The sequence below is a fragment of the Hydrogenimonas cancrithermarum genome (genome assembly GCF_030296055.1).
GTDB classification, from domain to species: Bacteria; Campylobacterota; Campylobacteria; order Campylobacterales; family Hydrogenimonadaceae; genus Hydrogenimonas; species Hydrogenimonas cancrithermarum.
In genome coordinates, this window is sequence record NZ_AP027370.1 from 1,604,004 (window position 1) to 1,625,688 (window position 21,685).

Sequence of the window (21,685 nt, forward strand, 5' to 3'; positions counted from 1 at the left end):
ATCCCGATTTTCCAAAGGAACACCATGCCCCGCAAGCCCCGTATCGAGATTCCAGGATTTTATCATCTTGTCAACCGCGGTGTCGAACAAAGAACGGTATTCGAAGAACCGCAGGATTATAAAAAGTTCGAAGCGCTGGTATGCGAGGCAGCGAAAACTCATGGTGTCACCCTGCACAACTATTGCCTCATGAGCAACCATTACCATCTACTTGTGGAAATAGAAAAGTCTGTGCTCTCGAAATTCATGCGACAGATCAATGCGGGTTACGCCATCTACTTCAACAAAAAATACCATCGTAGCGGTCACCTGTGGCAGGGGCGTTTCAGGTCGTGGTACGTAACTGACGAGGCCTATCTCTATGCGTTGATTCTCTATATCGAGCAGAACCCTCTCAGAGCCGGGCTTGTAGAACGTCCCGAACGCTACCCCTATGCGACGGCCCGGTATTTCACAGGAGAAGAGAAGCTGCCGGAATGTCTGAAAGAGGCCTGGTTGATCACGAACTTCGAAAAAAACGAAAAAGCGCTTCGTGAAATGCTTTCGGTGCGTGTCAGCAAAGAAACGTTGAGTGAACTCGAAAAAGCTTCTTCGCTCGTTGAGGCGTCAATTCAAAAGGAAGAACCCCCTTCCGAACTTCTGGAAAAAGTGAAAATCGCCCAGAAAAGAGAAGAGCGTAATGCAAAGATTGTGCAAGCCTACGAGGCGGGCCATTCGCAACATGCCATCGCCAAAGCTGTGGGAATTTCCCAGCCGGCGGTGTATGGCATTTTACGCCGGATGAGGGAAAAGTAGTTATCGGTTATCACCTGACCCCTCTATACTTATACTTACTTACACTATATCATCCTATCCTATCTGCTCCCTCTTCTTTTTGGATATAATGTAAAAAATTCGCTTGAAGGAGCGCCCGATGACACGGAAAGCGACGACGGCAAATCAGCCGGATGCAGAGGTCGAAGCACTGAAAAAAGAGATAGAGATACTTAAAAAAGATCTTTTGAGGCTCACGGAAACACTCGGGAAAGTGGGGGAAGAGACGATCAAAAGTTCCGTCGAGGATGTGAAGGAGAAGATTTCCGCCCAGATTCCCGAAGAGCGGCTCGAACAGATCGAAGCTCTGAAAAGTCAGGGGGAAGAGGCGATCGAAGCGATCAGGCAGCAGCAGAAGGAGCACCCGGTCGGAACGCTTCTTCTGGCGGCCGGTATCGGGTTCCTTCTCGGAAAGGTTCTGGGCGGTAAAAGCTGATGAGCAAGGTGACGGTATCCGACTTCATCATCGCGCTGATGGACCTGCTCGAAGCCGAGAGCCGCGCGTTTCAGGAGTCGGCGGAACTCTTCATGCAGCGGCAGCGGGAGTCGCTTCGCGATACCCTCTATCGAAGCGGTTGGATGGTAGGATGGATCGCCGCCGCTTTCATCTCCCTGCTCGGCGCTCTCGCATTTCTGACATGGGGGTTCTACCGGCTTTTCGCCCTCTACGTCTCGGAGACCGCCGCCCCTTTTGTCGCCGGCGCGCTGCTGCTGCTCTTCGCCCTCCTATTCGCCCGTTTCGCCACGAATTCCAGGTTGCGTGAATGAGCGAACTCGAAGAGGCGAGAAGGCGTTTCGACGCCATAGCGAAAGGGCGGTACGCTCCCAGAACGCTTTCGCTCGAAGAGGCCAAAGCCAGACTCCGTGAGACCGATCCGGGCATCGACGTTTCGGATCTTCTCGCTGCACTCGACGAAGGAGATCTGAAACGCGCCGGCACCTCCCTGGTCTGGCAGGTGATAGCGCCCGAAACGATCGCCTATTTCACCCCTTTGATCGTCGAACTCCTTCAGTCCGCGGTGGCCTCCCGCAGTGAAAAAGGCTCCGAAAAAGCGTGATTCTCCTCTATGCTTCATAACAGTTATAAGAGTTATAAGGGTCAGGTGATAACCAATAACTTCAGAATTTTCACTGTAAAATCATAAAATCCCGACCTTCCAAAGAACACCATGCCCCGCAAGCCCCGTATCGAAATTCCAGGGTTTTACCATGTCATCAACCGCGGTGTCGATAGATGAAAAACGATTATACTGCTTGAAAAAAATAGTTACATTTATCGGATTTGTTGAAAAATGTTTATAAAATACCTAATCTTTATCAAATATCTCTGCGACTGTTCGCTGCATTTTCTCTATCTCTTGATCGGTAAACTTTTCAAAGTATCGGTCTCTTTTATTTTTGGAGAGCTTTCCGTGGTTTTGCATCGTGAAGCGGATAAAAAGATCGATCAGGCGATCTGGCATATCGACAATCTCCTTGAGCGCTTTTTTCGCTTTATCGTAACCTGATAGGAACAACAGTTCGTTTGGCAACTCTTCTTCTATTGTCTCTTTCACAAAGTGGTAAAGCGCTTCACTTTGAGATGTCATATCCATATAGCGATACCAAAGTGCTGTATCTGAGAGAACTCGCATCATGCCTTCTTCATCGAGGGCATACTCAATAAGCGGTATAAGTTTGGATGAAAAGGCTTCCAAAGATCTATCGTAAGAGACGGCATCTTTAAGCATTACGGCAGATACAGGGAACATAATGCCACTTGGCGTAAAACCTCGGATAGCAAGAATGTTGTGAATCAAAAAACGGTGTATCCGTCCATTCCCGTCTTCGAAAGGGTGTAAAAAAACAAAACCGTATGCAATAATCGCAGCGTGGACAATAGGATGGACTCCACCTTCTCCCATTCGATGATGACACTCGATCAGCCCTTCCATCAACCCTTCCAGATCTTGGGGTTTTGGTGAAATATAGTGGACTTTTTCTCTTCCAAATGAAACGGTTTCACCCACATAGTTTTGATTTTGACGATAATCTCTGTCTGCGAACCGTTTATCTACAATACGGTTTTGCAACTCGAGTAATCTCTCTTTTTGGCAAAAATCCTCTTTTTGAGCTTCTTGAAGCAAAGCCACAAATCTTTCGGTGCGTGTACTGTTTGGTTCTTCATGCTCTATAAAGAATGAAGATTTGGTCTCCTTGGTATAGAGATAGGCGAGCGCTCGTCTTAGAAGTTCAGGAGGGTAGTCGACAAGCAGATCCTCGCAGAGTTGTGCAAGATCTTCCTCTTCCATCCGCCGGAGTGTTTCCGTTTTTCTAACAATGGGGCAGAATGCTTTGGTTCCCAGTAGATTATTGCGGATCCTTTGTCGTCTGACAGATTCGCCTTTTGAGAGTGTATAGTATCGATCACTCTCAAGAAGATCGATATAGTTTCCCTGCTCCAGATCTTTCAGAGGGAGTTCTTCGCCGGTCAGAAACTCATAGAGAAACCAGATGCGCCTTGCATACTTTCCTGTTGGCTTGGACTCAAGGTATTCAAGCAGTTCCTTCGTATCGACAATGGAAAATATTTGTGAAAGTATGGCAAGGTTCACGCCATCGTATTTCAAGGCAAACTCCAGCTGTTCTCCTATGCCTGGGCCTGGTTGGTATCGTGCAGGGTATATCTCTTCGATACCGTTATCATTGTCTTGCCGGTGATGCACTTGACGCTCTTTCCAAATATAGGAGCGGTGCCAATTTGGTATGACATCAAGACGATACTGTTTTATGATGGCTTCATAGCCGGCAGGGTTATACCTCATGCCAATTCCTTGAAAAACGATTACAATTATTGAAAAATGATTATATATTGTAGCATATTTTGAAAAATGATTATTTAAAAAGGATTGTAGCGGAACAAAGAGGCCGGGGTTCGAGTCTAGAATTTTTCTACGACTTTCCTCTTCCGAACGCTTCGACGATCTGTTGAGGAATGCGCATCGGGCGCATTGTTTCACTGTCGACGAAGATCCACTCTGTTTCTCCTTCGCACACGATGCTGCCGTCACGCGCTTTCGTTATGCGGTAGCGGCGGACCGCCTTGATTTTTCCGATCTCTTCCAGCCATGTCTCCATGAGGAGGGTTTCGTTTTCGAATGCGGGATGTCTGTACTCGATGACGTGTGATTTCGCGACCCATGTTCCGCCCAGTTTTCGGCACTGTTCAAAGCCCCATCCAAGGCTTTCCGAATGGGCGGTGGCGGCTTCTATCATCCACTGCAGATAGGTGACGTTACCCACGTGGCCGTTGAAGTCGATCGCATCTTCTGCAACGGTGAATCGGTAGGTATAGCGCTTTCGTTCATCCATCGTTTAATCGTTTATCTGTAATTGCACGCGGTTTTGTCGACGTCGAAACGAAACAGTTCTCTTGTCGTAGCGGCCGAAACGTAATGGTAGGCGATCGTGATGCCGCTTTCGAGAAAACGTCGAGACGTGTTGCAGACGCCGGCCGTGACGTTTTTTCGCATACGCTCTTTTCCCTCTTTGACGATCGCTTCGTCGTTTTTGGGGGCGGCATCGATCTCGAAGGTGTAGATCAGTTTTTCACCGTCGGCTTTTATGCCGATGAGCTGCGTATGTGGGTCCACGCGCTTGGGAAGCTCTTTGGACATCGCTTCGGCTGCGGCTTTGACGACGCTTTGATTTTGGAGTCTTATCTTCTCCGCCATCTCGTCGGCAAACGTGAATGTGCTTAAAAGCAGAAAAAGCGTCATTAAAATTCTTTTCATATCAACGGACCTTTTTGGAATTTTGGAGATTATATCATATCGGCTTTGGCGAAAAGAGGGTTATCGGTCCGATTTCTCCGGCTATTTTCAGTGCCGTTTTTTCGGAGGGAAACTCTTCATCACCTCTTTGACCACTTCGCGGATATATTTCATGCGTTCATTCGGGGTTTTGAAGCTGTGAAGCCTGTCGGTGGCGACACCTCGCCAGAAGATATTGTTGCCGTGCGGGTCGAGGGCATCGATGATGATCTTGGCCTCTTCGTAGGTGTACTCACGCTCGACAGGGACCATCACTATGGGGGTACGGTAGCCATAGTAGTAGGGGTAGAGGCCGACGGCCTGGTAATCGGTAACTACCTGTTTTCGCGTCGTGACGTCGAGATGGAAGACGATGTAGAAATCGGCATGGGCCTTGTCGGTTTCTACAAACCCTTTGGAGGCCATTTCGTCGGTGACCGCTTTGGCGATGCGCTCTTGTGTAAGCGTGATGGCTTCGTTTTTGGGATAGATGACGGCGAAACGTTTCAGTTTCGAAAAGTCGTACCCGGGGTTGTAGTCGGTCTGGACATTCAGGCTGGAACATCCACCCAAGATCAGAAAAAGCGTTGCGAGAAGAAGGCGGAGCAGCATGGTCACCCCTTGCGTGCGTTAGGGAAAGCGGCGAGCATTTCGCGGATGCGTGCTTTGAAAAACGCTGCACGCTTATGCGGATCGTCGGCCGTTTCAAATCGTTTCGTATCGGAAGCGGACCAAAAAACCTTACGGGTGGCAGGATCGATCATATGCAGTTGAATCGTCGCTTCGTCATGCCTGGGTGTGACCGAGGTGCCGACCGAGGCCCCGATGTTTCTGCCGAAACTTCCAAAACCGAAGCCGAAACTGACGTTGGAGGGAACATCTTTTCGGATCGTGACGGCATACTCGACGACGAAATCGTTTTTCACACCGGTTGCCGCGGCGGTGTACCCTTTGGCGCGAAGCGTCTGGACGATCGCAGCCTCGATCCGTTCACCATCCAGCGGGCTGATACCAGAAGCACCGTTTTGTTTGACGACAAACGTTTGCAGTCTCTGAATCGGATAGTCCGGATCGTAATCGGAGACGCCGTTTTTGCCCGCGCATCCGGCGAAGAAGAGTGTTACACTCATGAGAGCGAGAAGAATCTTTTTCATACCGACGATTATATCACAGGGGTTTTTTAAAAGGCACCGGGACGTCTCATACAGATCTCGACTTCCTTGTCCGAGAAGCATCGGCTGTAGCCTTCGTCCCACCCCTCTTTGTAGAGCGGGTCGTTTTCGTAACGGATCTCGTTTTTTTTCAACGTGGAAAAGGTGTAGCCGGCACGCTCTTCTCCGCTGACACAGCCTGCCTCATACCCTTCCTGAAACGGCACGGGCTTGGTTTTTAGCCACGTCTGTGTCGAGGCACACCCGACAAAGAGCATGATCGAAAGAGCCGAGAAGACGATTTTTTTCATAAGATTCTCCAATATCTCGGTGGTTCAGAACCGGCGGTCGCTTTCGAGTATTACCTATTTTTCATTAGAATTTGGATAAAATCAGATCAATTTTCTTTCAAGGTAACGAAACGATGGATATTCGACAAGCTTTTTTGGACTTTTTTGCCTCCAAAGGGCATAAGATTTACGAGAGTGCGCCGCTGGTTCCCGAGGATGCGACACTTCTTTTCACCAATGCAGGGATGGTTCCTTTCAAAAGCGTCTTTACCGGTGAAGTGCCCGCCCCAAATCCGCCGCGTGCGGCGAGCTGCCAGACCTGTATCCGTGCAGGCGGAAAACACAACGACCTCGAAAACGTCGGCCATACGGCGCGCCACCACACGTTCTTCGAGATGCTGGGAAACTTCAGTTTCGGCGACTACTTCAAAGAAGATGCCATCGCCTATGCCTGGGAGTTCGTCACCGAAGTACTCGAACTGCCTGTCGAGAAGCTCTGGGTGACGGTACACGAGAGCGACGACGAAGCGGAAGCCATCTGGGCCAAATATATCGCCCGTGAGCGCATCCTTCGAATGGGGGACAAGGACAACTTCTGGCAGATGGGCGACACCGGGCCCTGTGGTCCGTGCAGCGAGATCTTTTTCGACCAGGGCGAGGAGCATTTCCACGGCCCCGAGGATTACATGGGGGGCGACGGTGACCGCTTTTTGGAGATATGGAACCTTGTCTTTATGCAGTACGAGCGTGACAAAGAGGGCAACCTCACGCCGCTGCCCAAACCCTCCATCGACACCGGCATGGGGCTCGAGCGTGTTGTGGCGGTAAAAGAAGGGAAGCTCAGCAATTACGACACCGAGCTTTTCATGCCGATCATCCGCGAAGTGGAAAAAATGGTGGGCAAGCCCTACGTCTACGCTGACGGGGCGAGCTATCGTGTCATCGCCGACCACCTGCGCTCGACGACTTTTCTGCTTGCACAGGGCGTCAACTTCTCCAACGAGGGACGCGGCTATGTCCTTCGCCGCATCCTTCGCCGTGCGGTGCGTCACGGCTATATGCTTGGGCTGCGCGAGCCGTTCATGTTCAAACTCGTCGACACTCTCGTCAAGATCATGGGGGACCACTACACGTACCTCAAAGATAAACAGGAGACCGTCAAGCAGCTGATGCAACTCGAAGAGGAGCGCTTCTTCGCTACGATCGCGGCGGGAATCGAACTCTTCGAAAAGGAGCTTGAAAAGACCAAAAAGCTCTTCAGCGGCGCCGTCGCCTTCAAACTCTACGATACCTACGGCTTCCCGCTCGATCTGACGCAGGATATGCTCAAAGACAAAGGGCTCGAGGTCGATATCGCGGAGTTCGAGCGTCTGATGCAGGAGCAGCGCGAACGTGCCAAAGCGGCCTGGAAGGGAAGCGGCGACGCAAAAGTGGAAGGGGACTTCAAAGCGCTGATCGAGGCGTTCGGAAAGAACACCTTCGTCGGCTACGACAACCTGACGGCGGAGAGCAAAGTGCTGGCGGTGCTGAACGACGGTTTCGCACGTGTCAAATGCCTCGAGCCGGGACAAAAGGGCTGGGTAATGCTCGACATCACCCCTTTCTATGCCGAAAGCGGCGGGCAGACAGGCGATGCAGGGGCGTTGCGCACGATGGAGGAGGGCGAGATGGTCGCCGAGGTTTTGGATACGAAGAAGTTTTTCGACCTGAACCTTTCCGAAATCAAAGCGGCGAGAAAGATCTGCGAAAACGACCTTGTCGAAGCGGCCGTCGACACGACACGCCACGAGATCGCCAAGCATCACAGCGCGACCCACCTGCTCCATAGCGCGCTGCGCGAGATTCTGGGTGAGCATGTTTCGCAAGCGGGTTCGCTGGTCGAAGCCGACCGCCTGCGTTTCGATTTCAGCCACCCGAAGGCGCTGAGTGCCGAGGAGATCGCGGCGGTCGAGCAGTGGGTCAACGACAAAATCGAGCGCGGCATCGCGGGCGAGACCGAAGAGATGAGCATCGAAGATGCGAAAGCGAAGGGAGCGATGGCGCTCTTTGGCGAGAAGTACGGCGACAAGGTGCGCGTCGTGAGCTTCGGCGAAAGCAGCATCGAGCTTTGCGGCGGGACGCATGTGCACAACACGGCCGAGATCGGGATGTTCCTCATCACCAAAGAGAGCGGCGTGAGCGCCGGAATACGCCGCATCGAAGCGGTCTGCGGCCACGCGGCGTACGAACTGGTCAAGAGAATGCGCGGCACGCTGACGACGATCGAGCGGGAGCTCAAAGCCAAAGATCCTATGCAGGGCATCGAAAAGCTCAAATCACAGGTCAAACAGCTCAAGCAGGAACTTGTCGAGGCACAGAAGAGTAAAAAGAGCGAGATCAAAACCGAGACGATCGGCGACGTGACGGTCGTGGTCGACGAGGTCGAAGGTGGCGACATCAAGGCGATGATCGACGATCTGAAAAACGCCCACGACAGAGTGGCCGTGATGCTTTTCCAGAAAAAGGGCGACAAAGTTCTGATCGCCGCAGGCCAGAAAAACACGGCCGTCAAAGCGGGTGCATGGGTCAAACAGATCGCCCCGGTTCTGGGCGGCGGTGGCGGCGGCCGCGACGATTTCGCGCAGGCGGGCGGAAAAGATCCGTCGAAGATCGGCGAGGCGAAAGAGAAGGCACTGGCCTATTTGCAAGAAAATCTGTAGAGGAAAGAGGGGGAAGCGGATGAAAGAAGCGATTGTTACACTCTTTGCAGATTACGCCTTTTTTATCGTTTTTCTACATGTGCTCAGCGCGTTTGTCTGGGTCGGTGGGATGATCGCGATCCGCGGGGCGGTCCATCCGAGCCTTCAGCATATCGAGGATCCGAAAGTACGCATCGCGCGCACGCTCGAGATCACGCAGCGGCTTTTCATGATCGTGATGCCGTTTATTGCCGTGCTGATCGTCACGGGCGGCATCATGGCGGTCGCTATGGGCTTCAAAGGGACATCGCTTTATGGCATGGTACATGTGAAAGAGGCGATCTGGACGATCATGACGATCAACTATACGCTGATGTTCATGAAGCGCAACAAAGCCGAGCGGCTCTTCGTCTCGGGCGATATGGCGGGTGCGAAAGCGGTGATGGCGCCGATCCCGGACCTGATGCTTCCGCTCAATATCGCGCTGGGTATCATTGCGCTGGCGGTTGGCGTGATGCTTAGAGGGTTTTAAGCCGTGATACTTCTTGGCTCCTCCTCCCAAACGCGTGCGAAGATTCTCGAGAGCCGCGGCATCGCCTTCAAACAGGTGGGGTGTGACTTCGACGAGGAGGCGTTGGAGCAGACGGTGCCCAAAAACTTCGTCTACCATGCGGCAATGGGGAAGATGAAGGCATGCGAGAGCCGCTTCGGGCTCGAAACGCCGATTTTGTGTGCCGATACGGTCGTAACGGCACACGGCGAGATTTTGCGCAAGGCCAGGGATGAAGCCGATGCCCGCCGTATTTTGATGATGCAGAGTGGCAGCGACGTGAGCATCATCACCTGCATGGTCTACAAATCCGAAAAAAAGATGTTCATTGACCTCTCTGCCACTGTCTATACCTTCGCCCCGTTCGATGAAGCGGATCTGAATCGCTATATAGAAAGCGGCGAGTGGCGCGGCAAGGCGGGAGCGTGCATGGTCGAGGGGTTCTGCAAATCCTACATCCAAAGCGTGCGCGGCTACGAGTCGTGTGCGATGGGGCTGACCATAGAAAAACTGGAGCCGTGGCTCGATGTATGAAAGAGAGTTGGCGGCACTGCGGCGCTCGGGACGGTTTAGAGAGCCGATCACGGCAGATCCCGAAGCGTGTGACATGGCCAGCAACGACTACCTCGGCCTTGCCCACAAACGAAAACTTCTGAAACACGCCTGCAACAAGGTGGCGCATTACCCGTATCACGGACCGAAATCTTCCCTGTTCGTCGGTGGCTACCACCCGATTCACGCCGAGTTCGAGCGTGCACTTTGCGAAGCGAACGGGTTTGAAGCGGGTGTCGTGGCAGGCAGCGGGTTTCTGGCGAATCTCGGGCTCATCGAGGCGCTCGTGCGTCGCGGTGACGTGCTTTTTATCGATGAGAGTTACCATGCCAGCGGAATGGCGGCAACGAAGCTGGTGCAGGGGCAGGTCGTGACCTTTTCGCACAACGATTCGGACGATCTTGTCACAAAACTGGCCGAAACCGATGCGAAAAGAAGACGCATCATCGCCGTCGAGGGGATCTACTCGATGGAAGGCGACATGGTGAAGCGCGAATTTTTCGAGATCGCCGAATGGTTCGATGCACTGATGATCGTCGATGAGGCGCACAGCAGCGGCACCGTCGGGCCCAATCTGCTGGGAGTCTTCGACTACTACGGCATAACACCGAAGGCGCACCACATCAAGATGGGAACACTCGGCAAAGCCTACGGCAGCTATGGCGCCTACATCCTCGGCTCCGAAGAGGTGGTGAGTTTTCTGCACAACCGTGCCAAACCGCTCATCTATGCGACGGCGCCTTCGCTTTTCGACATTGCGCTGGCACATGAAGGTTTTGGATACATCGGTGCCAGGAAAGAGAAGCTGACGCACAAGATCGAAAAGCGTAAAGATATCGTCGAAGAGGCTCTTGGCTTCAGGCCTGAGGGGATGATCGTACCGGTACCGATGCCGGATATAGAGACGGCGTTGCGCATCCGCGATGCATTGAGAGTGGAGGGGTATGAAGTGGGGGCGATCCGGCCGCCGACGGTTCCCTCGCCGATTCTTCGTGTCATCCTGCGTACCTCCATCAAACCGAAGGCGTACCGCCGGTTGTTCGCCCATATTGAAGAGTTGATGCATGGGTGAGCTACGCTGCAGGTCGCTCAAGATCCTTCGGGACGACGAACTTTTTGTCGATATCTCGTTTGTGATCGACCGTTCACTGGCTCTCGTGGGTGAGAGCGGCAGCGGCAAGAGTCTGACACTCAAGGCGCTTTTGGGGATGCTGCCGAAAGGGTTCCGTGTGCAGATGGAATGCGAGAGCGATTTTGCGCTGATCCGCGGCAGGACACTGGGATACGTGCCCCAAAACCCCTTTACAGCCCTTTCCCCTCTCACGAAGATCGAAGATCAGTGGATCGTCGCAACCGAAAAGGCTGCGCATATGATGGAGCAGGTGGGACTCGATGCCGAACTTTTGAAGCGTTTTCCGCCTGAGCTCTCCGGCGGGCAGCTGCAGCGGGTCGTCATTGCGATGGCACTGGCATCGGCGCCGAAACTGCTGCTGCTGGATGAGCCGACGACCGCGCTCGATGCCGATCTGCGAACGGTGGTCGTAAAGCTGCTGCTCGAGCTTCAGAGGAGGCTGGAGTTCAAGATGCTCTTCGTTACCCACGATATCTCGACGGCGGCGAAACTATGCGATGAGATCACCGTCATCAGGAGTGGAAAAGTGATGGAGAGCGGAGCGATGGAGAGGGTTTTGAGCCATCCGGCCTCGGAATATACGAAAGCGCTGATCGAAGCCAATTTTGCGAATCGGGAGTTTAGAAAATAATGAGATTTTTGTTGCGATGGATCGTCCGGCTGGGTTTTTTGGCAGGCATGCTGCTTTTTGGTTACCTGGTCTACCTCTATTTCGAAATCGGCCACGAAGTGGAGCCGCTGGTACATTACAATCCGCCGAAGACGACGCAGATATTCGACAGAAACGGAAAACTTCTGGCCAATGTTTTCGAAAAGGAGCACCGCCTCTATGTTCCCTACGAGCAGATTCCCGGACGGGTGATCGAAGCGCTCGTGGCGATCGAGGATACGCTCTTTTTCGAGCATCACGGGGTCAATCCGGAAGCGATTTTTCGTGCGATCATCAAAGATATCAAGGCGAGAAAGCTGGTCGAGGGCGCCTCGACGCTGACGCAGCAGCTGGTCAAATCGACGCTTTTGACGCGAGAAAAGAAGATCGAGCGCAAGATCAAGGAAGCGCTCCTTTCCATTCGGCTCGAGCAGGTACTTACCAAAGAGGAGATTCTCGAGCGTTATCTCAACGCCATCTTCTTCGGTCACGGTTACTACGGGATCAAAACGGCGGCGCTTGGCTATTTTCACAAAGATCTGGACAAGCTGTCGCTCAAGGAGATCGCGGTGCTGGTCGGTATGCCGAAAGCGCCAAGCGCCTATGACCCGACCCGGCATTACGCCAATGCGATGGCACGTGCCAACCGCGTTTTGGAGCGGATGAAGACACTCGGCTGGATCGACGAAGCGACCTATATGCGCGAAATCAAGGCAGCGCCGAAGGTCTACGACGACACGCTGACGCAAAACAGGGCACCCTACATTGTCGATGCCGTCGTCAACAGGCTTCAGGCGAAGTACCCCGATATTCGACGGGGCGGCTACCGTATCGAGACGGCGGTCGACCTGGAGTATCAACAGATGGCCAGGGTGGCGCTGAAGTTCGGGTACGACGCCTACTGGAAACGCCATGCCGACGACGGCAACATCTCCGATACCTTCAACGGGGCGATGGTGGTGCTCGACGGCCGAAGCGGCGATGTACTGGCGATGCTTGGCGGGGTGGACCATGCCAAAAGTCCCTTCAACCGTGCCATCTCGTCGAAGCGGCAGCCGGGTTCGGCATTCAAGCCTTTCATCTACGAGACGGCACTCAACCTGGGTTACAATCCCGAAAGCAAGATTCCGGATATCGCGCGGACCTACCGCTTCGAGGAGGGAGATACGGAAAAACTTTGGCAGCCGAAGAATTATGAAAAAGATTACAAGGGGATGATCACGTTGCGCGAGGCGTTGGTCCACTCACGCAACCTCGCGACGATCAACCTCGTCAACGAAATCGGTATCATGACGCTTCACAAGCGATTGGATGTCTTCGGCATCGAGAATCTGCCTTACAATCTCTCGATCGCCCTTGGAAACATCGCGCTTTCGCCGCTGCAGATGGCGCGCCTCTACTCGGTCTTCGCCGATATGGGTACCCTGCACGAGCCGCGTCTGATCGTCAATCTCTACGACAACCTCGGCAATCTTGTCGAGCATATCGAGCGTCGCAGCAAACAGGTCTACCCCAAACCGCAGGCCTATCTGATGGTCGATATGCTGCGTGACGTCGTACGGCGCGGTACAGGGCGAAACGCCAGAGTACGGGGCATGGATGTTGCGGGTAAGACGGGAACCACCAACAACAGTGTGGATACATGGTTTTGCTCTTTTACACCCGATATGGAAGCGATCGTCTGGTTCGGAAACGACGACAACACGCCGCTGGCGAAGCGTGAAACGGGTGGCCGTACCGCCGCCCCTGTCGTGAGGGTTTTCTACCAGGCGCTTGTAAAGAAGCATCCGGAGTTCAAGCGCAAGTTCGAAGAGCCCGAAGGGGTCTACCATGTGAAACGGGGCGGCAGAGACTTGATCTATACCGATATCTCCCCGCTGCCGGCGGAAGATATGACCCCCGCAAACGAAGAGATTATATTTTAACTGAGGATATGACATGACAACCAAAGAGCGATACAAAAAACTCAAACAGCATCTCAAAGAGGAGAACCCGGTTCTTCTGGAAGTGATCAAAGAGTACGAAACCCTCGACAGGGTGGCCCACTCGCTGGGCTTTCTCTCTCCCGATGAAAGTTATACGGCCAATATCTCCTGGTGGCCGCTGATCTCGGTACTTGGGACCTTTTCTGCCGGTAAATCGACCTTCATCAACGAGTACCTCGGCCAAAAAGTTCAGCAGAGCGGAAACCAGGCGGTCGATGACAAATTTACCGTGATCTGCTACGGCAACAACGAGAAGGTGACGACACTGCCGGGCTTGGCGCTCGATGCCGACCCGCGCTTTCCTTTCTACAACATCAGCGAAGAGGTGGAGAAGGTGGCGAAGGGCGAAGGGAGTCGCGTCAACCTCTACCTGCAGCTCAAAACGGTCAAGTCCGATGCGATCAAGGGCGAGATTCTGATCGACTCGCCAGGTTTCGACGCGGACAGTCAGCGCGATTCGATCCTGCGCATCACGAGCCATATCATCGATATGTCCGATCTCGTGCTGATCTTCTTCGATGCGCGCCATCCCGAACCGGGCGCGATGCGCGACACACTGGAACATCTTGTCGGAAAGACGGTCGCCCACCGCGACGCCAACAAGATTCTCTACATTCTCAACCAGATCGACACGACGGCAAGGGAGGACAATCTCGAAGATGTCATCGGCTCGTGGCAGCGGGCGTTGTCGCAAAAGGGGCTCATATCGGGCAACTTCTTCGCGATCTACAGCGAAGAGGCGATGAATCCGATCGACGACGAAGCGGTGGCGGAGCGGCTGAAACGCAAACGTGACGAGGATCTCGCGCAGATCGTCGAGCGGATGGAGGGTGTGAAAGTCGAACGTGCCTACCGCATCTCCAAGGCGCTCGAGGATTTCGCCAAGGAGATTACGAACGAGAAGCTTCCGAAACTGCGTGAAGCACTCGGCCGCTGGGGGCGAAAGGTGATGCTGGCCGATCTCTTTGCGATCATCCTTCTGGCGGCAGGTTCCGGCGCGCTCTTCGCGACGGGAGTTCTTCCCTCCTCTGCCGCGGCAGTGGGGGGTGTGACGGCAGCCGCCGTTGTTCTCTTTTTGCTCCTGCACTTCAAAGTGCGAAGTTGGGCGGCACGCTCGGAGATAAAAAAATGGATGGAGAAAGAGCCTGCCATTGCAAAAGCGATCGAACACAATACCCGCTGGTACCGTCCGATGCTGCGCATCTGGGGCAAAGGGTGGAGCAGACGCGCGTCCGAAAAACTCGAGCAGGTCATGGATTACAGCCGTTCGGCGATCCGAAAACTCAACGACCAGTTCGTGAGTCCTGCCGGGGAAGATCGTAACGAAATAAAATAGACATGTAAAAAGTCATAAAACTTGACATTGAAACTGTCAACATTGTAAAATTCTGAATAAAAAATCAAGGAGTTTTGCAATGTCAAAACATGAATTCCAGACCGAAGTGAATCAGCTGCTGCACCTGATGATTCACTCGCTCTACTCCAACAAAGAGATCTTTCTGCGCGAGCTCATCTCCAACGCCAGCGACGCACTCGACAAGCTCGAGTATCTGAAGCTGACCGACGAGAACTACAAAGAGCTCGAGCAGCCATCCAAAATCGTCATCTCGTTCGACAAGGATAAAAAGAGCCTGACCGTGAGCGATACGGGAATCGGCATGAACGAAGAGGAGATGGTCGAAAACCTGGGAACCATCGCCAAAAGCGGTACGAAACATTTCATCGAAAGCCTTACGGGTGACGCGAAAAAAGACAGCCATCTGATCGGTCAGTTCGGCGTCGGCTTCTACAGCTCCTTCATGGTGGCCAAAAAGGTCGAAGTACTGAGTAAAAAGCCGCTCGAAGAGAAGGCGTGGAAATGGGTCAGCGAAGGTGATGGCTCCTACGAGATCGAAGAGGCCCAAAAAGAGAACTATGGCACCGAGATTACCCTCTATCTGCGCGACGAAGCCGAAGAGTTCGCCAGCGAATGGCGCATCAAGAGCATCGTCGAGAAGTACAGCAACCATATCCCTTTCCCGATCTATCTCGTCAACGAGAAGGGCGAAGAGGAACAGATCAACAAAGCTTCGGCTCTGTGGCGTCTGTCAAAGAGCGAACTGAGCGACGAGGATTACAAAGAGTTCTACAAGCAGATCAGCCACGACAGTGAGGACCCGCTTCTGTGGATCCATACACGTGCCGAGGGAACGCTGGAGTACTATACGCTCTTTTACATCCCGAAAAAAGCGCCGATCGATCTCTTCCGCGTCGATTATCAGCCGGGCGTGAAGCTCTATGTCAAGCGGGTTTTCATTACCGACGAAGAGCGCGAACTGCTGCCGACCTATCTGCGTTTCGTGCGCGGTATCATCGATGCCGAGGATCTGCCTCTCAATGTCAGCCGCGAGATTTTGCAGGAGAACGTCATCCTCTCCAAAATCAAGAAGGCGAGCGTCAAGAAGATTTTGGGCGAACTGAAAAAATTGCTCGAAAAAGACCGCGAAGCATACGAAGATTTCTTCAAAGAGATGGGCAAGGCGCTCAAAGAGGGGATTTACAGTGACTTCGAAAACAGAGAGAAGCTGCTCGATCTGATGCTCTTCAAGTCGAGCAAGCGTGAGGGCTACATCACGCTGAAAGAGTACAAAGAGGCGATGAAAGAGGGGCAGGAGAAGATCTACTATATCATGGGAGAGGATGAAAACCTGCTGCGCCACTCACCGCTGCTCGAGAAGTTCAAAGAAGAGGATATAGAAGTGCTCCTCTTCGACGATGAGGTCGATGCGATCGTCATGCCGGCCGTGGCCGAATACGACGGCACGCCGCTTGAAAATATCGCCAATGTCGAGGAAGAGGGTGAAGTGAGTGACGAAGTGAAAGAGAAATTCGCCTCGACCATCGCAGCGATGAAAGCGGAGCTTGGCGAAAGTGTCAAAGATATCCGACTGACCGGACGCCTCAAAGATTCGCCGGCATGTGTCGTCTTCGACAAGAACGATCCCGACGTGGCGATGCAGCAGATTCTGCGTCAGATGGGGCAGGAGGTACCGACACCCAAACCGATTCTCGAAATCAACCCCGACCATGAAATCTTCAAGAAATTGCTGGAAAAGAACGATGAAGCGGTGACGCGGGACATCGCCCATGTCGTGCTCGACGAAGCGAAGATGGCGGCAGGTATCGAAGTGGAGGATATCGCCGATTTCAATGCCCGCCTCAACCGCCTGATCGCCAAAGCGATCTAACGTGCCGGCTTCAGGCCGGTAATGACAAAGTGGTGGCGTCCCTTTTCATAGCGGTGCGAAAGTTCAGCACCGTGGGCGTCGAGAATCGATTTGACGATATAGAGCCCCAGGCCGAAGCTCTCTTTCGAACCTGACGGCGACCCTTTGGCGAATGGTTCGATCATCCGCTCGAAACTTTGCGCCAGAGGCGCTCCTTTGTTGATCACTTCCAAAACATCTTTTCTGTAACAGAGGTCGACGCGTTTGTCGGTACCGTATTTAAAGGCGTTGTCTATCAGGTTTTTCAGAACGATCGTGATCAGGTCGCAGTCGGCGACGATCGAGCAGGGGTGACAGGAGAGTTTGATCCGCTCAGGTTCGACAAAAAGAAGCGTCGCGACATTTTCGACGATGGTTTCGAGGTCACATTTTTGCATCTTCAGTTCGAGCGACTGGGATGTGATGAGTTCGATCTGTGCCATCTCCTGAATCAGCTCCTCCATACGGGAAAAGGCGCGGCGAAGTATTTCGGCCTCGACACCTTCTTCGATCAGTGCGACACTCAATTTCCCTTTCGTGATCGGTGTTTTGAGCTCGTGCATGATGTTTCGCATAAAGAGCGTGCGGGCCTCTTTCATCGCTTTGATCTTTTTGACGGCGGCATCGAACTGGTTGGCGACATAGGCGATCTCGTCTTTTTTGTCGGAACGGGTCGAGATCGTCATATCCCCCTCGCCAAACCGTCGGATTTGCGTGGCGAGCGTCTTGAGCGGAATCAGGCTGCGCCGCATCGTCCAGTAGAGGAGGAGAACGACACCGATCATGCTGCCGAAAAAGAGTGCGATCCATTTGGGACGGTAGGCATCGATGGGTGTCGATATCATACGACTGTGTGTCGGCCCGATCAATTCGAAATAGAGGTGGTTGCCATCGCGATAAATCTTCAGACGGCCGTCGTGGATGCGCTCTTGCAGTGTTTCCGGAAAAGAAGCGGGAGGATGCTGAAATATCGGTTTCAGTTTCGCTCTGATAGCGGAGGGGTCTTCGATGGGCCGATATCCTTTGGATCTGAACGACTCTTCGAGATTCTTGCCGTCATGAATGATGATCTTACGGATCTCGGATTCGCTGGTGACCACCTTTTTTTCGAGCAGGCGCAGCTCCTGCGTCTGGATTTCGCGCACCATCATCACGAAAAAGGCGATGAGTGTCGCGAGCGAAAAGAGAAAGATGAGGTTGAGTTTGAAAAAGATCGAGTGTCGGTTCACGGCGTAAATTTGTACCCTGCACCACGGATCGAATGGATGTAGCGTGGCTGTTTCGGATTGTCACCGATCTTGTTTCTGACACGGCTGATGATGACGTCGATCGTTCTTTCACTGCTCTCCCATGAGATCGATTCCGCATTGTTGGCCAGGTAGTCACGGCTGAGTACCGTACCGGCGTTGAGAAGAAGGAGGCGCAGAATCTCATACTCCGCCGTTGTCAAATCGAGGAGCTCGCCTTTGAATCTGATCTGCATCTTCCCTTCGTTGAGTTCGAAATCGCTCCCTTCGTTTCGAAGGGTGGGGCGGTAGCGGCGAAGGACCGTCTGGATACGTGCGACGAGCTCTCTGGGTTCGTAGGGTTTCGGAAGATAGTCGTCCGCACCGTATTCGAGGCCGATGATCTTGTCTGTCAGATCGCTTCTGGCGCTCGAAATGATGATGGGGATGTCGTAATCTTTTCGGATCAGTTTGCAAAGCTCGAGACCGTCCATCTGTGGTAGCGTGAGATCGAGAATTATCAGGTCGTATTGGTCGAGCTGCAGTGCATTGAGTGCGGCTTTCGGTGTTTCGACACACTGAACGTTCATACCGTATTGTGCGAGAAATTTGGCCAAAAGCGAGCTGATATCGATATCGTCTTCGATCATTAAAATGTTTATCATCTTCTTCAGCCTTTCGTAGAGTGCCCATTGGTCATTGGTATATTATACGCTATTTTGAAATGTGATGTTTTTGGGGCAGAGTGTTTTTATCGTACACGCTTTGCTGCATCGCCGATCCGATGGTCAGAAGCAGGGCACAGATAAGGGCAAAAAAACGTACCAGCATATAGACTCCGTAAAGGTTGAATGTCGTGAAAGTATACGTCATCGAAGTCAATCGGCTGTCAATATTTTGTAAACGGGAATGAACGAAAGGAGTCCGCGCCGAGACCGGCGCGGATAGAGATTAGCAAGAGTAAGTTGTTTTGAATTCGAAGGCGGTCGGGCGGGATTCGTCAGGCCAGATCTGCGTTTCGAATTTGTAAGTTTTGTATGCGTCGATGAACGCATCGCTCATGACGGGCTTGAGGAAATCATTGTCTTTGATCATCGCTTCGACCGCTTCGCGCAGTGTGTGAGGCATCTGCTGAATACCTTTTTCGCGGATCTCGTCGAGGCTCAGCTCGAAAAGGTCGATATCCATCGGGCCGACCGGCTCATATTTGTTTTTGATGCCGTCGATACCTGCAAGCAGCAGTGCCGTGAAGGCAAGGTACGGGCATGCGGAGCTGTCGGGGAAGCGTGTTTCGATACGCGTCGCTTTTTCGCCGGCACCATAAGGGATACGGATAGAAGCGGAGCGGTTCTGGCTCGAATAGGTCAGGATAGAAGGTGCTTCGAAGCCCGGAATCAGACGCTTGTAGGAGTTGGTCGTCGCGTTGGTGAATGCCGCAACCGCCTGTGCATGTTTCAAGACGCCGCCCATGTAGTGACGTGCCGTTTCGCTAAGGTTGCCGTACTCGCCCTCTTTGTAGAAGAGGTTTTTGCCGTCTTTCCAGATGGACTGGTGAACGTGCATGCCGTTTCCGTTGTCGCCAAAGAGAGGTTTCGGCATGAATGTCGCGGTTTTTCCATTGAGGTGAGCGACCATGCGGACGACGTACTTGTACTTCTGGACATTGTCGGCAGCTTCGACGAGGGTACCGAATTTGACACCGATCTCGCCTTGCGCCTGTGCCACTTCGTGGTGTCCGAGGACCACTTCGAGGCCAACCTCTTCGAGAACCTGCATCATCTCGGCGCGCAGATCGACCATGCTGTCGGTCGGGGCGACCGGGAAGTAACCGCCTTTGGTGCGTGGTCGGTGTCCGATGTTGCCGAAGTCGTCGTTGCGGCTTGGGTCGTTCCATTCACCCTCTTCACTGTCGACACGGTAGAATGACTCGTTGATCTCGTCTTTGATCTGAACGTCGTCGAAGATGAAGAATTCGTTTTCTGGCCCGAAGAATGCGACATCGCCGATGCCGGACTCTTCGAGATACTTGAGTGCCTTTTTCGCGATCGAGCGCGGGCATTTTTCGTAGAGTTCGCCTTTGTAGATGTCGAAAACGTCACAGAATACGATGATCGTCGGATCCGCGGTAAACGGATCGAGGAACGCCGTTTCGATATCCGGCTTGAGGATCATATCCGATTTGTTGATCGGCTGCCATGCTTCGATGGAGCTGCCGTCGAACGGAAGGCCATTGCTCAGCATATCTTTGTCGAGTGCGCTCAGAAGATAGGTCAGGTGGTGCCATGCCCCTTTGATGTCCGTAAAGCGCAGGTCAACGAATTTGACGTCGTTGTCCGCACAGAATCTGAAAAACTCATCGACATTGTTGACAAATTTGCCCATTGTCTCTCCTTGGAAAATTTAAAATATCGGGTATTGTAACAAAAAAACTGTAAGAGACAAGTGAAAGAGTTGATTAAAAAATATGCAGTCGTAAAGGGAAATAGCGTTTTAAGTTGAAACTCTTCTTAAGGAGTTCTATTTTATCATTTATTCATGTTCAATTATCAGAAATTATTTTTCTCGATCGGATGTATGTGGCTGTTGCTGGTGTCGGATGGCATGGCGGAAGGCAATACCTCGCAGCAAGAGGGATATATGGACGAGTTGCATAAAAGTTTTTCCGAGAAAGTGCTGGAGTGGTCGGACATGGTCGACGTCACGCTCTCCGAATGGCTCGGCGGCGAAGAGAATTCGACGGAGCCCGGGAGGGCGAAAAGCGAAGAGGAGAAGCTGCTGAAGGAGCGAACGTCGACCGACGCCTTCTTTCAGAGCGACAAGTATCTCGGCGAAACGGATGACACCTATTTGAGAGTGCGTTTCGATACGCAGTTTCAAAATCGCGAGGAGAACGAGTTCAATGTAAGGGTGAGCGCCCATCTTCCGCTTTCACGGAGTAAAAAACGCTTCAATCTCTTCGTGGAGGATGTCAACAAAGACAACGCGAAAAACGTTCTCGAAGATACCGACGAAAAAAATGCCGCCCCGCGTCTGGGGATCAACTATTTCGCCCCCGAAGCCTACGGTGTCAGGTCGAAATACTCTATCGGGTTGGTTGGCATTCACCCCTATGTTCGTGCACGCTACAACATCCTTTTCGAAACGGGAGAGTGGATCATCGAACCCGTTCAGAGTTTCGAATACTCCACGAAATATCAATTCGAGGAAGAGACCGATCTCTATTTCGATACCCAACCGAACGATGTATCGCTGTTTCGTCTTCAGCTCTACCGGAAAACGGAGACCCGGACCGATGGGATGGATTACGCTTTCATATTCAGCTATTTCTATACAGGAAGCCGGGAGACCGGATGGAGAGTGTCGCAAACCTTCTGGGGCAATACCCAATACAGTTACAGTGTCGACGACGGTACCGAGCCTCCTGTCATGAGTGAGCCTTACGGCGGTATCAGCGACTATCGGACGGAATTGAGCTGGCGGCGGAACGTATGGCGCAAATGGTTTTTCTACGAACTCATGCCGAGTGTCAATTTTCACAGGCGGCATGACTACCGTCCCAACTATGCATTCCGTTTCTACCTCGATTTCTATTTCGGCACCTACCGCTGGTAGAGGGGGTCCAC

23 protein-coding genes are annotated in these 21,685 nt (G+C 52.7%); 13 read left to right on the forward strand and 10 right to left on the reverse strand.

The window, feature by feature from the left end; all coding sequences use genetic code 11:
* Positions 1–24: 24 nt before the first annotated feature.
* The 4 genes from QUD54_RS08370 (at position 25) to QUD54_RS08385 (ending at position 1,871) form a co-directional block, all read left to right on the forward strand.
* Positions 25–795, forward strand: coding sequence for a transposase (locus QUD54_RS08370; RefSeq protein WP_286336274.1), 771 nt, complete (start codon positions 25–27; stop codon positions 793–795).
* Between the two features lie 118 nt (positions 796–913).
* Positions 914–1,249 carry a DUF883 family protein gene (locus tag QUD54_RS08375; RefSeq protein ID WP_286336275.1) on the forward strand — a complete coding sequence of 112 codons (336 nt, stop codon included), beginning with the start codon at positions 914–916 and terminating at the stop codon, positions 1,247–1,249.
* The gene (locus tag QUD54_RS08380; protein WP_286336276.1) at positions 1,249–1,581 is read left to right on the forward strand and encodes a hypothetical protein; all 333 of its coding nucleotides are present in this window, start codon (positions 1,249–1,251) and stop codon (positions 1,579–1,581) included. The genes QUD54_RS08375 and QUD54_RS08380 overlap by 1 nt, the downstream gene beginning before the upstream one ends.
* Complete coding sequence (locus tag QUD54_RS08385; RefSeq protein ID WP_286336277.1) at positions 1,578–1,871, forward strand: hypothetical protein; 294 nt, start codon at positions 1,578–1,580, stop codon at positions 1,869–1,871. The genes QUD54_RS08380 and QUD54_RS08385 overlap by 4 nt, the downstream gene beginning before the upstream one ends.
* Positions 1,872–2,120: 249 nt before the next feature.
* Here QUD54_RS08385 and QUD54_RS08390 read toward each other — a convergent pair whose 3' ends face one another.
* From QUD54_RS08390 to QUD54_RS08415, 6 genes are all read right to left on the reverse strand, one after another.
* Positions 2,121–3,617 carry a Fic family protein gene (locus tag QUD54_RS08390; RefSeq protein WP_286336278.1) on the reverse strand — a complete coding sequence of 499 codons (1,497 nt, stop codon included), beginning with the start codon at positions 3,615–3,617 and terminating at the stop codon, positions 2,121–2,123.
* A gap of 127 nt (positions 3,618–3,744) precedes the next feature.
* Entirely contained in the window at positions 3,745–4,164 is a 420-nt protein-coding gene (locus QUD54_RS08395; RefSeq protein ID WP_286336279.1) for an acyl-CoA thioesterase, read from the reverse strand.
* A gap of 11 nt (positions 4,165–4,175) precedes the next feature.
* A complete protein-coding gene (locus QUD54_RS08400) occupies positions 4,176–4,586 on the reverse strand; it encodes a hypothetical protein (protein WP_286336280.1) in 411 nt (136 codons plus the stop codon).
* 87 nt (positions 4,587–4,673) lie between these two features.
* Positions 4,674–5,216, reverse strand: a complete 543-nt coding sequence (locus QUD54_RS08405; RefSeq protein ID WP_286336281.1) for a DUF4136 domain-containing protein — start codon at positions 5,214–5,216, stop codon at positions 4,674–4,676.
* Positions 5,217–5,218: 2 nt separating this feature from the next.
* Positions 5,219–5,758 (reverse strand): DUF4136 domain-containing protein, encoded by a 540-nt coding sequence (locus tag QUD54_RS08410; RefSeq protein ID WP_286336282.1) that lies wholly within the window; start codon positions 5,756–5,758, stop codon positions 5,219–5,221.
* Between the two features lie 26 nt (positions 5,759–5,784).
* On the reverse strand, positions 5,785–6,066 hold the full coding sequence (locus QUD54_RS08415; protein WP_286336283.1) for a hypothetical protein: 282 nt from the start codon (positions 6,064–6,066) through the stop codon (positions 5,785–5,787).
* Between the two features lie 113 nt (positions 6,067–6,179).
* On the opposite strand from QUD54_RS08415, the gene alaS reads away from it, so the two are divergent.
* From alaS to htpG, 8 genes are all read left to right on the forward strand, one after another.
* Positions 6,180–8,744, forward strand: a complete 2,565-nt coding sequence (gene alaS, locus QUD54_RS08420; protein ID WP_286336284.1) for an alanine--tRNA ligase — start codon at positions 6,180–6,182, stop codon at positions 8,742–8,744.
* A gap of 19 nt (positions 8,745–8,763) precedes the next feature.
* Entirely contained in the window at positions 8,764–9,255 is a 492-nt protein-coding gene (locus QUD54_RS08425; RefSeq protein ID WP_286336285.1) for a hypothetical protein, read from the forward strand.
* A 3-nt stretch (positions 9,256–9,258) separates the two neighbouring features.
* Positions 9,259–9,807 (forward strand): septum formation inhibitor Maf, encoded by a 549-nt coding sequence (gene maf, locus QUD54_RS08430; RefSeq protein ID WP_286336286.1) that lies wholly within the window; start codon positions 9,259–9,261, stop codon positions 9,805–9,807.
* Complete coding sequence (locus QUD54_RS08435; protein WP_286336287.1) at positions 9,800–10,897, forward strand: aminotransferase class I/II-fold pyridoxal phosphate-dependent enzyme; 1,098 nt, start codon at positions 9,800–9,802, stop codon at positions 10,895–10,897. Before maf ends, QUD54_RS08435 begins: the two co-directional genes overlap by 8 nt.
* A complete protein-coding gene (locus QUD54_RS08440; protein ID WP_286336288.1) occupies positions 10,890–11,588 on the forward strand; it encodes an ATP-binding cassette domain-containing protein in 699 nt (232 codons plus the stop codon). Before QUD54_RS08435 ends, QUD54_RS08440 begins: the two co-directional genes overlap by 8 nt.
* Entirely contained in the window at positions 11,588–13,531 is a 1,944-nt protein-coding gene (locus tag QUD54_RS08445; RefSeq protein ID WP_286336289.1) for a penicillin-binding protein 1A, read from the forward strand. The genes QUD54_RS08440 and QUD54_RS08445 overlap by 1 nt, the downstream gene beginning before the upstream one ends.
* Before the next feature lie 13 nt (positions 13,532–13,544).
* Positions 13,545–14,927 (forward strand): dynamin family protein, encoded by a 1,383-nt coding sequence (locus tag QUD54_RS08450; protein WP_286336290.1) that lies wholly within the window; start codon positions 13,545–13,547, stop codon positions 14,925–14,927.
* 79 nt (positions 14,928–15,006) lie between these two features.
* Positions 15,007–16,818 (forward strand): molecular chaperone HtpG, encoded by a 1,812-nt coding sequence (gene htpG, locus QUD54_RS08455; RefSeq protein ID WP_286336291.1) that lies wholly within the window; start codon positions 15,007–15,009, stop codon positions 16,816–16,818.
* Here the strand turns inward: htpG and QUD54_RS08460 are convergent.
* The 4 genes from QUD54_RS08460 to glnA all read right to left on the reverse strand — a co-directional run bounded on the left by QUD54_RS08460 (position 16,815) and on the right by glnA (position 20,444).
* On the reverse strand, positions 16,815–18,065 hold the full coding sequence (locus QUD54_RS08460) for an ArsS family sensor histidine kinase (protein ID WP_286336292.1): 1,251 nt from the start codon (positions 18,063–18,065) through the stop codon (positions 16,815–16,817). The two genes, htpG and QUD54_RS08460, sit on opposite strands and share 4 nt — an antisense overlap.
* Positions 18,062–18,727, reverse strand: coding sequence for a response regulator transcription factor (locus QUD54_RS08465; RefSeq protein WP_286336293.1), 666 nt, complete (start codon positions 18,725–18,727; stop codon positions 18,062–18,064). The genes QUD54_RS08460 and QUD54_RS08465 overlap by 4 nt, the downstream gene beginning before the upstream one ends.
* Before the next feature lie 49 nt (positions 18,728–18,776).
* Positions 18,777–18,935, reverse strand: coding sequence for a hypothetical protein (locus tag QUD54_RS08470; protein WP_286336294.1), 159 nt, complete (start codon positions 18,933–18,935; stop codon positions 18,777–18,779).
* A 78-nt stretch (positions 18,936–19,013) separates the two neighbouring features.
* Positions 19,014–20,444, reverse strand: a complete 1,431-nt coding sequence (glnA, locus tag QUD54_RS08475; protein WP_286336295.1) for a type I glutamate--ammonia ligase — start codon at positions 20,442–20,444, stop codon at positions 19,014–19,016.
* Between the two features lie 153 nt (positions 20,445–20,597).
* Between glnA and QUD54_RS08480 the strand changes: the two genes are divergently transcribed.
* Positions 20,598–21,674, forward strand: a complete 1,077-nt coding sequence (locus QUD54_RS08480) for a hypothetical protein (protein WP_286336296.1) — start codon at positions 20,598–20,600, stop codon at positions 21,672–21,674.
* The last annotated feature ends 11 nt before the right edge of the window (positions 21,675–21,685 follow it).

What these genes read in the sequence shown, in the direction of transcription:
- QUD54_RS08370 (WP_286336274.1), top strand. Translation starts at nt 25, where the DNA reads ATGCCCCGCAAGCCCCGTATCGAGATTCCAGGATTTTATCATCTTGTC.
- QUD54_RS08375 (WP_286336275.1), top strand. Translation starts at nt 914, where the DNA reads ATGACACGGAAAGCGACGACGGCAAATCAGCCGGATGCAGAGGTCGAA.
- QUD54_RS08380 (WP_286336276.1), top strand. Translation starts at nt 1,249, where the DNA reads ATGAGCAAGGTGACGGTATCCGACTTCATCATCGCGCTGATGGACCTG.
- QUD54_RS08385 (WP_286336277.1), top strand. Translation starts at nt 1,578, where the DNA reads ATGAGCGAACTCGAAGAGGCGAGAAGGCGTTTCGACGCCATAGCGAAA.
- QUD54_RS08390 (WP_286336278.1), bottom strand. Translation starts at nt 3,617, where the DNA reads ATGAGGTATAACCCTGCCGGCTATGAAGCCATCATAAAACAGTATCGT.
- QUD54_RS08395 (WP_286336279.1), bottom strand. Translation starts at nt 4,164, where the DNA reads ATGGATGAACGAAAGCGCTATACCTACCGATTCACCGTTGCAGAAGAT.
- QUD54_RS08400 (WP_286336280.1), bottom strand. Translation starts at nt 4,586, where the DNA reads ATGAAAAGAATTTTAATGACGCTTTTTCTGCTTTTAAGCACATTCACG.
- QUD54_RS08405 (WP_286336281.1), bottom strand. Translation starts at nt 5,216, where the DNA reads ATGCTGCTCCGCCTTCTTCTCGCAACGCTTTTTCTGATCTTGGGTGGA.
- QUD54_RS08410 (WP_286336282.1), bottom strand. Translation starts at nt 5,758, where the DNA reads ATGAAAAAGATTCTTCTCGCTCTCATGAGTGTAACACTCTTCTTCGCC.
- QUD54_RS08415 (WP_286336283.1), bottom strand. Translation starts at nt 6,066, where the DNA reads ATGAAAAAAATCGTCTTCTCGGCTCTTTCGATCATGCTCTTTGTCGGG.
- alaS (WP_286336284.1), top strand. Translation starts at nt 6,180, where the DNA reads ATGGATATTCGACAAGCTTTTTTGGACTTTTTTGCCTCCAAAGGGCAT.
- QUD54_RS08425 (WP_286336285.1), top strand. Translation starts at nt 8,764, where the DNA reads ATGAAAGAAGCGATTGTTACACTCTTTGCAGATTACGCCTTTTTTATC.
- QUD54_RS08435 (WP_286336287.1), top strand. Translation starts at nt 9,800, where the DNA reads ATGTATGAAAGAGAGTTGGCGGCACTGCGGCGCTCGGGACGGTTTAGA.
- QUD54_RS08440 (WP_286336288.1), top strand. Translation starts at nt 10,890, where the DNA reads ATGGGTGAGCTACGCTGCAGGTCGCTCAAGATCCTTCGGGACGACGAA.
- QUD54_RS08445 (WP_286336289.1), top strand. Translation starts at nt 11,588, where the DNA reads ATGAGATTTTTGTTGCGATGGATCGTCCGGCTGGGTTTTTTGGCAGGC.
- QUD54_RS08450 (WP_286336290.1), top strand. Translation starts at nt 13,545, where the DNA reads ATGACAACCAAAGAGCGATACAAAAAACTCAAACAGCATCTCAAAGAG.
- htpG (WP_286336291.1), top strand. Translation starts at nt 15,007, where the DNA reads ATGTCAAAACATGAATTCCAGACCGAAGTGAATCAGCTGCTGCACCTG.
- QUD54_RS08465 (WP_286336293.1), bottom strand. Translation starts at nt 18,727, where the DNA reads ATGATAAACATTTTAATGATCGAAGACGATATCGATATCAGCTCGCTT.
- QUD54_RS08470 (WP_286336294.1), bottom strand. Translation starts at nt 18,935, where the DNA reads ATGACGTATACTTTCACGACATTCAACCTTTACGGAGTCTATATGCTG.
- glnA (WP_286336295.1), bottom strand. Translation starts at nt 20,444, where the DNA reads ATGGGCAAATTTGTCAACAATGTCGATGAGTTTTTCAGATTCTGTGCG.
- QUD54_RS08480 (WP_286336296.1), top strand. Translation starts at nt 20,598, where the DNA reads ATGTTCAATTATCAGAAATTATTTTTCTCGATCGGATGTATGTGGCTG.